Origin of the sequence: Croceicoccus sp. YJ47 (assembly GCF_016745095.1) — a bacterium.
Taxonomy (GTDB): Bacteria; Pseudomonadota; Alphaproteobacteria; order Sphingomonadales; family Sphingomonadaceae; genus Croceicoccus.
Window position 1 is genome coordinate 3,344,634 of sequence record NZ_CP067087.1, and the last position, 8,576, is coordinate 3,353,209.

12 protein-coding genes and 2 pseudogenes are annotated in these 8,576 nt (G+C 65.5%); 7 read left to right on the top strand and 7 right to left on the bottom strand.

From position 1 onward, the window contains the following. Positions 1-55: 55 nt before the first annotated feature. From JD971_RS16285 to JD971_RS16300, 6 genes and pseudogenes are all read right to left on the bottom strand, one after another. Complete coding sequence (locus tag JD971_RS16285; RefSeq protein ID WP_202085017.1) at positions 56-634, bottom strand: NADPH-dependent FMN reductase; 579 nt, start codon at positions 632-634, stop codon at positions 56-58. Continuing rightward, complete coding sequence (locus tag JD971_RS16720) at positions 634-780, bottom strand: hypothetical protein (RefSeq protein WP_236672422.1); 147 nt, start codon at positions 778-780, stop codon at positions 634-636. Before JD971_RS16720 ends, JD971_RS16285 begins: the two co-directional genes overlap by 1 nt. A 24-nt stretch (positions 781-804) precedes the next feature. Further along, a pseudogene (locus JD971_RS16905) lies at positions 805-1,140 on the bottom strand (LLM class flavin-dependent oxidoreductase); the annotation flags it as partial. After that, positions 1,037-1,729 (bottom strand): LLM class flavin-dependent oxidoreductase, encoded by a 693-nt coding sequence (locus JD971_RS16290; protein WP_256435269.1) that lies wholly within the window; start codon positions 1,727-1,729, stop codon positions 1,037-1,039. The gene JD971_RS16290 and the pseudogene JD971_RS16905, both read right to left, overlap by 104 nt. 556 nt (positions 1,730-2,285) lie before the next feature. After that, the gene (locus JD971_RS16295; protein WP_202085018.1) at positions 2,286-3,866 is read right to left on the bottom strand and encodes an amino acid permease; all 1,581 of its coding nucleotides are present in this window, start codon (positions 3,864-3,866) and stop codon (positions 2,286-2,288) included. 499 nt (positions 3,867-4,365) lie between these two features. Next, positions 4,366-4,719, bottom strand: a complete 354-nt coding sequence (locus tag JD971_RS16300; protein ID WP_202085019.1) for a hypothetical protein — start codon at positions 4,717-4,719, stop codon at positions 4,366-4,368. 28 nt (positions 4,720-4,747) lie between these two features. Here JD971_RS16300 and JD971_RS16305 point away from each other — a divergent pair, with 28 nt between their 5' ends. Both JD971_RS16305 and JD971_RS16725 read left to right on the top strand, forming a co-directional pair. Further along, positions 4,748-5,683: a DUF4173 domain-containing protein gene (locus tag JD971_RS16305; protein WP_202085020.1), complete on the top strand. Its 936-nt coding sequence runs from the start codon at positions 4,748-4,750 to the stop codon at positions 5,681-5,683. Positions 5,684-5,694: 11 nt separating this feature from the next. Continuing rightward, positions 5,695-5,976, top strand: a pseudogene (locus JD971_RS16725) (response regulator); the annotation flags it as partial. On the opposite strand, the gene JD971_RS16730 reads toward JD971_RS16725, so the two are convergent. Further along, positions 5,932-6,105, bottom strand: a complete 174-nt coding sequence (locus tag JD971_RS16730; protein WP_236672161.1) for a hypothetical protein — start codon at positions 6,103-6,105, stop codon at positions 5,932-5,934. The pseudogene JD971_RS16725 and the gene JD971_RS16730 overlap by 45 nt on opposite strands. On the opposite strand from JD971_RS16730, the gene JD971_RS16735 reads away from it, so the two are divergent. The 5 genes from JD971_RS16735 (at position 6,098) to JD971_RS16320 (ending at position 8,384) form a co-directional block, all read left to right on the top strand. Continuing rightward, entirely contained in the window at positions 6,098-6,403 is a 306-nt protein-coding gene (locus tag JD971_RS16735) for a winged helix-turn-helix domain-containing protein (RefSeq protein ID WP_236672162.1), read from the top strand. The genes JD971_RS16730 and JD971_RS16735 overlap by 8 nt on opposite strands. A gap of 36 nt (positions 6,404-6,439) precedes the next feature. Then, entirely contained in the window at positions 6,440-6,925 is a 486-nt protein-coding gene (locus tag JD971_RS16740; protein ID WP_236672163.1) for a hypothetical protein, read from the top strand. 210 nt (positions 6,926-7,135) lie between these two features. Continuing rightward, positions 7,136-7,600, top strand: a complete 465-nt coding sequence (locus JD971_RS16745; protein ID WP_236672164.1) for a histidine kinase dimerization/phospho-acceptor domain-containing protein — start codon at positions 7,136-7,138, stop codon at positions 7,598-7,600. Positions 7,601-7,668: 68 nt separating this feature from the next. Then, the gene (locus JD971_RS16910; protein ID WP_256435270.1) at positions 7,669-7,800 is read left to right on the top strand and encodes a hypothetical protein; all 132 of its coding nucleotides are present in this window, start codon (positions 7,669-7,671) and stop codon (positions 7,798-7,800) included. 272 nt (positions 7,801-8,072) lie between these two features. Continuing rightward, positions 8,073-8,384 (top strand): hypothetical protein, encoded by a 312-nt coding sequence (locus JD971_RS16320; RefSeq protein ID WP_202085021.1) that lies wholly within the window; start codon positions 8,073-8,075, stop codon positions 8,382-8,384. Positions 8,385-8,576: the final 192 nt, after the last annotated feature.

The window sequence follows — 8,576 nt, forward strand, 5'->3', positions numbered from 1 at the left end:
CACCGGCGGGTAATCAAAGATTAGAATCGGCCTTCTAGTTATAGTTTACGGATTGTCAATCCATCCGGCTGAGGCCGACGCAACCAATGGCGAGTTGCTTGGCCATGGCGTCGAATTGCGCGGCAATCTGCGGGTCGCGGACGCTTCCGTCCTCGGCGAAAGGCTTCTGTTCGATCGAATTGATCGCGATGCCCATCGGCGTCGGCCAGCCCCGCATCGCGTGGATGATTCCCCGCAGCGCGGCGAGCGTCACCCCGCCTGCCTGCCAGCCCGCCGCGGACACGAGCAGCCCGACGGGGCGCCCGTCGAAATAGGGCCGCTCGTCCTCCCGCAGATCCTCGAGCAGGTCGATCGCGTTCTTGATCAGGCCGGAAACGCCGCCGTGATAGCTTGGCGAGGCGATGACGATGCCGTCGGCCCGCCGGACCGCCTCGACCAGTTCCTTTTCCCCCTCGGTCCGTTCGGGCTGATAAGGATCGAAATGGGGCAGCGCGGCAAGGCGTTCGCCCCCGAACAGTTCGACATGCGCCCCGTGCGAGGCGCAGATGTCGAGCACCGAACTCACGAGGAGTTCGGTGCTCGAACGGGGGCGCTGCGTTCCGCCGATGCCGACGATACGCGGCTGCCGGGCCATTATTTCAGCTCCGGCATGACACGCGTCGACAACAGGTCGAGCGTCTGGTTGCCGAGGCGCAGCTTCTCCTCCGTCAGCGGGCCGGTCAGCGTTCCGCAAAGGATGTTGCCGATGCCGAGCTCGCGATAGGGGCGCAGATGCTCCACCACGGTTTCGGGCGAGCCATACAGACACCACGTCCCGATCCAGTCCTCGGTCAGGGCGTTGGGCGTGCTTTCGGTCTTCTTGTTCGCCTCGTCGCTTTCGGCACGCGCGTTGAATTCCGCCTCGCGTTCGATCGCGTCCTGATAGGCGCGCAGGATAACCTCGAGTTCCTCGCGGGCCTGCTCGTCCGTTTCGGCGACGTGGACGCACTGATACGTGTGGGTGGTCCAGCCCAGCGCACGGTTGATCGTCGCCTCGTCATGGCCCGAAGAGGTCAGGATATCCTTGTAGGCGTTGAAATATTTGTGGACATGCTTGAACGGTTCGGTGCCGCCGATCTGCGGGGGCGTGAACGCCGGGATGAACGCGGGCCAGCCGTTTTCGCCGGCGGCGCGTGCTCGCCTCCTTCATGGCGACGGGCATCAGCGGGGCGTGCCCCTTGGTATAGGCGATCGGCGCGATGCGTTGCAGCACGCGGCCACGGTGCGGACCGTTTTCGAATTCGATCGCCGGGTCGTTCATCTCCTTGGCCCAGAGCTGCTCGGCAATTTCGAGATTGCGATCGGAGACGTCCTTCGATTCGGCATAATTCACGCCGAGACCGATCATCTCCTCCGGGGTGGTACCGCTCCCGACACCGACCAGCAGCTTCCCGTCGGTAAGCTGATCGAGGATATTGATACGCTCGGCCAGGCGGACGGGGTGATGGAGGGGCACGGACACGACCGAGAAACCGAAATGCATGTCCGGCATCTGCGCGGCGAGATAGGCAGCAAAGATGAAGCTGTCGCTCGCGATCGGCATATAGCCATTGAAATGGTGATCAGGCATGAAAATCGCGTCGAAGCCGCAGTCGCGGGCCTTCAATGCGTGCTTTTCCAGATCCTTGATAAGCTTTCGGTCGTCTTCAGGCCGCATCGCGCGCGCATTCAGAAATACGGAGAACCGCATGCTCCCATCCTTTCCCTTTAAATTATAACGGCTCCATCAACTCGAATTAGAATTGAGGTTCTTATTCCTTTGATGCTTTTGTTGCGCATGTCAACCCGGCTTCCCGGTTCCGGTGCGGAGAAAATTTCATGGTCCGCCGGAACCCGGCATGGGGCGCAGGGGTGCCGCCAGCGCGCAGCCGAAATCGAGCTCGTGCCTGAAGCAAGGAGCAGCCGCTCCACCGCTTCGCCTGTGCGCGGGCGGGCGATGCGCCGGCAAGCCTGATCTGCTGACATCGGCGAGAGCGTCGGCTGCCGATTTGCCTTCAAGGCCGGGGAATCAGGATCGGGGAATTGCGCGCATTGGCGATCTAGGATGAGCCGCACATCCTTCCCTCACCGGTACAACCGGGCGGGCGCCGCGAGAGTGCCGCGCGGACTATCGCAACGTTATGGCAGAGCCGTGCACGCTGCACGCTATGGTTGCGGCGACGCAAGGCGTAGTCAGGTCGCTAAGGGCCTGCGCCCCGCTCAACGATCCGAAGCGAACGGCGGCGCGCCGAACGCCGCCCCCATGCTTACGATCTGCGCCCTTCGTCCGCGCCGGGAAGATGCGGGGCCATATCGGCATATTCGGGTTCATGCGCCTCGATCACGCCGCGGCCGACCGCACTGCGCCTGCGGCTGTACCCGAAATACAGGACCAGCCCGATCACCGACCACACCGGCAGAACGAGCATGGCCTCCGACGGAAGATTGATGAACAGGAACGCACAGCCCGCGATCGTCGCCGGACCGATGAGCCAGAGCGCTGGCACGCGGAAATGCCGTTGCCGATCGGGATCGCTGCGGCGCAGCATCATGACCGCCACCGCCACCATCAAAAACGCGTAGAGCGTGCCCGCGTTGGCAATATCGGCAAGCGCGCCAACCGGGAAAAATGCGGAGCCGACAGCGACGATGACGCCGGTAATCGCCGTCACGACATAGGGCGTGTTCCAGCGCGGATGTACCTTGGACAAGACCTCGGGCAGCAATCCGTCACGGCTCATCACGAAGAAGATGCGCGTCTGCGCAAACAGCAGCACGAGGATCACCGACGGCAGCGCGAGGAACGCGGCAATACCCAGCATGTTGCCCACGCCCGAAAACCCGATCTGGCGCAGCACATGGGCGAGCGCCTCGTCCGAACAGACCAGCGCGGCGGCGTGTTGCGGCAGGGCGCATTGACGGGCAAGCTCCTCGGACCCTGCGGGGAACGGGATGCCGCCCGGCCCCATGATCGGCTGTCCGCCGATGGTGCCGATCGCGCCCGCGGCCACCAGGATGTAGAACACGGTACAGAACAGCAGCGACCCGACCAGCCCGATCGGTACGTTGCGCTGCGGATTGCGGGTTTCCTCCGCCGCGGTGGAGACGGCATCGAACCCGACATAGGCGAAGAAGATTGTCGCCGCCGCACCGACCGCGCCGACGCCCGAACCGCCCGGCCCCAACAACCCCGCCAGGAACGGATTGAACCGGTCGACATTGAATTCGGGGCTGGTGAACGTAAGCGCGATGAAAATCGTGAGCGCCGTCACCTTGATCGCGACCAGCACGGCATTGACGCGCGCGCTCTCGCTCGTGCCGAGCATCAGCAGACCCGTGATCAGAAGCGCGATGAACATGGCGGGCAGGTTGATGAAGCCCCCCGGCTCCCCGCCCAGCGCCAGCGGCCCCGCCGCCAGCCATTGCGGCAGCTGTATCCCGAAAAACTCGTTCAGGATCGTCCCGCTGAAATAGCCGGACCACCCGACCGACACCGCCGATGCGGCAATCGCATATTCGAGGATCAGCGCCCACCCCACCGTCCAGGCCAGCAATTCGCCCACCGTCGCATAGGAATAGGTGTAGGCCGATCCCGCAACCGGGATCATCGCGGCAATTTCGGCATAGCAGAGCGCGGCAACCACGCAGACCAGCCCGGCAATCACGAACGCCAGCATCAGGCCCGGCCCCGCTTTTTGCGCGCCGGCGGTGAGCACGAAAATGCCCGTGCCGATGATACAGCCGATCCCGAACAGCATGAGCTGTATCGGGCCGAGCGTGCGTTTTAACGATTTCTTCTGAGCCGTCGCGAGAATAGCGTCGAGCGGCTTTACCCTGTCGAATAGCATCGGGCCTTGAACTCCCAGGCCCGCAGCGAAACATCTCCGCCCTGCCAGCCTGCACCGCGCCTGTTTACCCGGTTTTCGAACCGCGACAATCGCAAAAACGCACCGCGCACGCTTCGCCCGAAATGACGGCGCGCGCCCCCTGCGGGCGCGGCAACGCGGGGCGCAACGCCCCCTGCCCTGCACGAAATCTGCACGACATGGGCACAGCTTGCCCATCGCTATCGCACGCCGGGCCACATACGGCGCGGGCATGAAAAGGGCGAACAGACGGAGACAGCCCATGCCCATTTCCCGCGCCGTGCCGCAATCCGCGCGGTTCCGCTTCCTTGCCAAGCTGGCGATGGCGGCCATTCTGCTCGCCTTGTCCGAAGTGGTGTTTTTCGGATATCGCGGCGGCTCCGTCATGGGCGGGTTCGCGCTCGTCTGGCTTTTGTTCGTGGCGGTGTCGCAATCCGCGCGGCGATCGCGCGCAGGCAGGATCGGCATCGGGGCGGCGTTCTCATATGCCCTCGTCCTGATCCTCGATCCCGGGGTGCTCGCGGTGCTGCTGTTCCTCACCGCGATAGGCAGCGTCGCACTGCTCACGCGTCATGATTTCGATCATGCCGGATACTGGTTCGTGCGGCTCTGCATCCTTGCGGCAATGGCGCCGTTTCGCGTGGCGATCGATCTTGCCCATGCGATGCGGCTTCTGCCACGCGATGGCACGCGCACACGGTCCATCGTTCTGCATGTCGCGATGCCGTTCGCCGGGGGCGCGATCTTCCTCCTGCTGTTTGCAAGCGCCAATCCCGTGATCGGCGATGTCTTCGCCGCCGCCGCGATGCCGGACTTGGAGCTGTTCGTCCCGCACGCGGTCCTGTTGCTCGTGACGCTGTGCCTTGTCTGGCCCTCGTTACGCTACGCGCACGGTCCGCATGTCGGAGCGGATGCGATTGTCGCGTGGTGCCGCGTTCGACATGCCGGTAACCGCGATGCTGCTCACGCTCGGCGTGTTCAATGCCGTCTTCATGGTGGAAAACACGCTCGACCTCGTCTTCTTGTGGAGCGGCGCAGCCTTGCCCGCGGGGGTCACGCTGGCCGATTATGCGCATCGCGGCGCCTATACGCTCATCCTGACGGCGCTTCTGGCGGGAGGATTCTGTGCTTTCGCGCTGCGTCCCGGCTCGCCGGCGGCGGCGAATGGCGGGGTGCGCGCACTCCTGCTCGCCTTCGTGGCGCAGAATATCCTGCTCGTCGCGTCCAGCATGCTGCGCCTCGTCGATTATATCGCGGCCTATTCCCTCACCGTGATGCGCATCGCGGCGCTCGCCTGGATGATAAGCGTCGCCATCGGGCTCGTGCTCATCTGCTGGCGCTTGATGGCCGGGCGGTCGGCGGGTTGGCTCATCAATGCGAACGCGCTCGTTCTGATGGGCATGCTGAGCCTTTTCGGGATCGTCGATGCGGGGGCGTTTGCGGCGGCGTGGAACGTTCGCCACGCCCGCAATGAGAATACGCTCGACCTCTGCTACCTCGAATCGCTTGGCACATCGTCGCTTATCCCCCTGATCCAATTACGAAATGCGCCGGTGGATCTGGTGACGCGGGATCGCGCCGCCGCGTTGAGCGAACGGATCCGTGCCGACCTGCGCGCATCGCAATCCCACTGGCAGGGGTGGAGCGTGACCGGCGCGCGCCGTCTTGAAAAGTCCGATCGCATGCTCCGCGGCGCGCCGAAATCGCCCGGTCCAAGGTGGGATGGACGCGCATGCGACGGCGCCCCCATCGCGTCCGCCACGCGCGGCGAAGGATTGACGGGCGTGAAAAAGCCGTGATCCTGTCCCCCATGCCGCGCCGGATCCTCATTGTCGACGACGACCCCCATATTCGCCAGTTGCTTGGCTTCGCGCTCGGCAAGGCGGGGCTCGACACGATCGAGGCCGAGGATGGGGAGGCTGCGCTTGCCGCCGTCGCCGCCCGCGCGCCCGATCTCGTCATCCTGGACATCAACATGCCGCGCATGGACGGGCTGGAAACGTGCTGGCGCCTGCGCGCGCAAAGCGACGTGCCGATCCTGTTCCTGTCATCCCGCGATGAGGAGATCGATCGCGTGATCGGCATTGAAATGGGCGCCGACGATTACGTGGTAAAGCCGTTTTCCCCGCGCGAGGTAACCGCGCGGGTGCAGGCAATCCTGCGCCGCGCCGCAACGCGCGGACCGGGCGGCGAATGCGCCGAAGGGACGTATCGTGCACAACAGCCTTTCCATCGATGGCGAAGGCTGGCGCGCGGCGTGGAACGGTACGGACGTGCCGCTCACCGTGACGGAATTCGCGACCTTGCGCACGCTCGCCTCCGCGCCGGGCCGGGTGTTCAGCCGCGACGCGATCATCGACCACGTGCACGGCCCAAGCTTTGCCGTGACCGACCGCACCATCGACAGCCACATCCGCAATTTGCGGGCCAAATTTGCGGCGGTGGGCGCCACGACGCTGATCGAAACGCGGGCCGGCATCGGCTATGCGCTCGGCCCCTGCACCGCCGCCGATGGCTGACGACCGGGGCATGCGGACGCCGTGACCGGGCGCGGATTGGGAATCAGACCGTGGATCAGGGCGCACTGGCCGCGCCTGCGCCTGCGCACCATCGTGTTCGCCACGCTGTTCATCGTGGCCGCACTCCCCGGAATTGCGGCGATGTTCCTGCGCGTTTACGAAAACACACTGGTTCGTCAGACCGAGGGCGAGCTTGTCGCGCAGGGTGCCGCCCTCGCCGCGATTGCTGCCGCGGACTGGCCCGGCGCGCCACCGCCCCGCATCCCGCGCACCGGATTTCGCCCGGAACTGCCGCGCATCGACCTGAGCCGCAGCGCGGTCCTGCCCGCCCGTCCGACGCCGGTCCCCGCCGCCCCTGCGGACAAGTCGGCGACGATGGCGGCGGCCACGCTCGCACCCGTGTTCGCGCAGACCAGCAGCGTCACCCTCGCGGCGATCTCCTCCTCGACAGCCAAGGCCGGATTGCCGCGCCGGGTGCACGCGCAAGCCTTGCCGCCCTGCCCGAAGTACGCGCCGCATTGAACTACGTACTTGGCGACCGTGCTGCGCCTCACGCGCGCCGAACGCGCCGCCTATCGCCTCGAATGGCTGTCGCGCGCCGCGGCTCGTGCGCCTGCATCATGCCCGGCCCGTGGTGGTGGACGGGAGAGTCGTCGGCGTGCTGCTCCTGTCGCGGCAGGCGCGCAATCTGTTTCGCGGGCTTTACGCCGATCGGGGAAGATCGCGCTCGGCGTGGCTGCGATCCTCGCCCTGCTCATCGTGTTGAGCGGCGTGCTGTCACGTGCGATCGTCCGCCCGGTGGAGGCGCTTGGTCGCGCGACGCGCGCTCGGCACCGCGGAAGAATCGATCCCGAACCGCCCCGCACCGCCGCGGTCGAGATTCAGGGGCTCTATACCGATTTGCGCGCATGGCCGATGCGATCGAGCGACGCTCGCGCCTATCTTCGCGATTTCGCCCATGCGGTCAGTCACGAGTTCAAGACGCCGCTGTCCGGTATTCGCGGCGCGCTCGAAATCCTGTCCGACCACGGCGATGACATGTCGCCGGACGAACGCGCGCGCTTCCTCGCCAATGCGGATGCCGATGCCGCCCGGCTCACCCTGCTCGCGACGCGCCTGCTCGAACTCGCGCGCCGATCTCGGCACCGGCGGATCGGGCGAACTCTGGCGACCTTCGCGACGTACTGCTGCGCCTAACCGATGCGCAGAACCGTGCAACATTCACCGTCGCGGTCGACTGCGAGGCCGGTCTGCCCCCCGTCGCGATGGCCGAAGTCTCGCTCGACGCGGTGATCAGCGCACTCATCGAAAACAGCAGGCAGGCCGGCGCGCGTTCCATCGCCCGTCCGTGCCGGTTCCGGCCCGAATCCAGCGCTGTCACCGATCGCGCAGGATGACGGCCCCGGCATTCCCGAAGCGGATCGGGACCGCGTGTTCGAGCCGTTCTTCACCACGCGCGGACATCGGGCGGAAGCGGGCTCGGCCTACCCATCGTGCGGTCGCTGATCGAGGCGGCGGGCGGAACGCTACACCCTCATGGAGAGTGCGGACGGCGCGTGTTTTCGCATCGTCCTTCCCTGACCTGACGCCGTTTCGCCGAACTCTACCGATATTTGCGCAACTACCGCTGTCACCACCGACCGGGCCATCGCCCCGCGGCGCCTATTCCGTGATCGCGGGCGGAGCGGACGCGGTCGCCCGTTATCCGCGTGCAGGTCGCCCTCGCGATCTGATTGGCGAGCCACTGACGATCGTTCTCGCGAACTTCGCCTCCAGCGTGTCGATCTCGCTGTTCACGGCAACGCAGTCCAGCGCGGCGCGCGCCATGGCAATCGCGCAGATTCGTGCAGTTCCTGCACGAGAAACGATAGCGCGGCGGCGAAAGCGCCATGACCGAGCGGCGATCGAAGGCGCGGGACCATTACGGCGGCATCGGGAAACGCATCCCCTGACTGACGCCAGGAATTCCGAGGACAGCTGATTGCCGTCGATGCAGAAACAGATGAGCGAGGCTCTTCCGCCGCGCCTCTACCTGTCGGAGTACGTCCATCCGCAAGCCGTCGCCGTAATGCACGCGGCAAAGTGCCGACCCGTCCGCCACGTCGATCTGGTCGACCTTGCGATCGATGAGCGAGATGGCGGATGCCTACCAGCGTGAGGATTTGCCCCACAG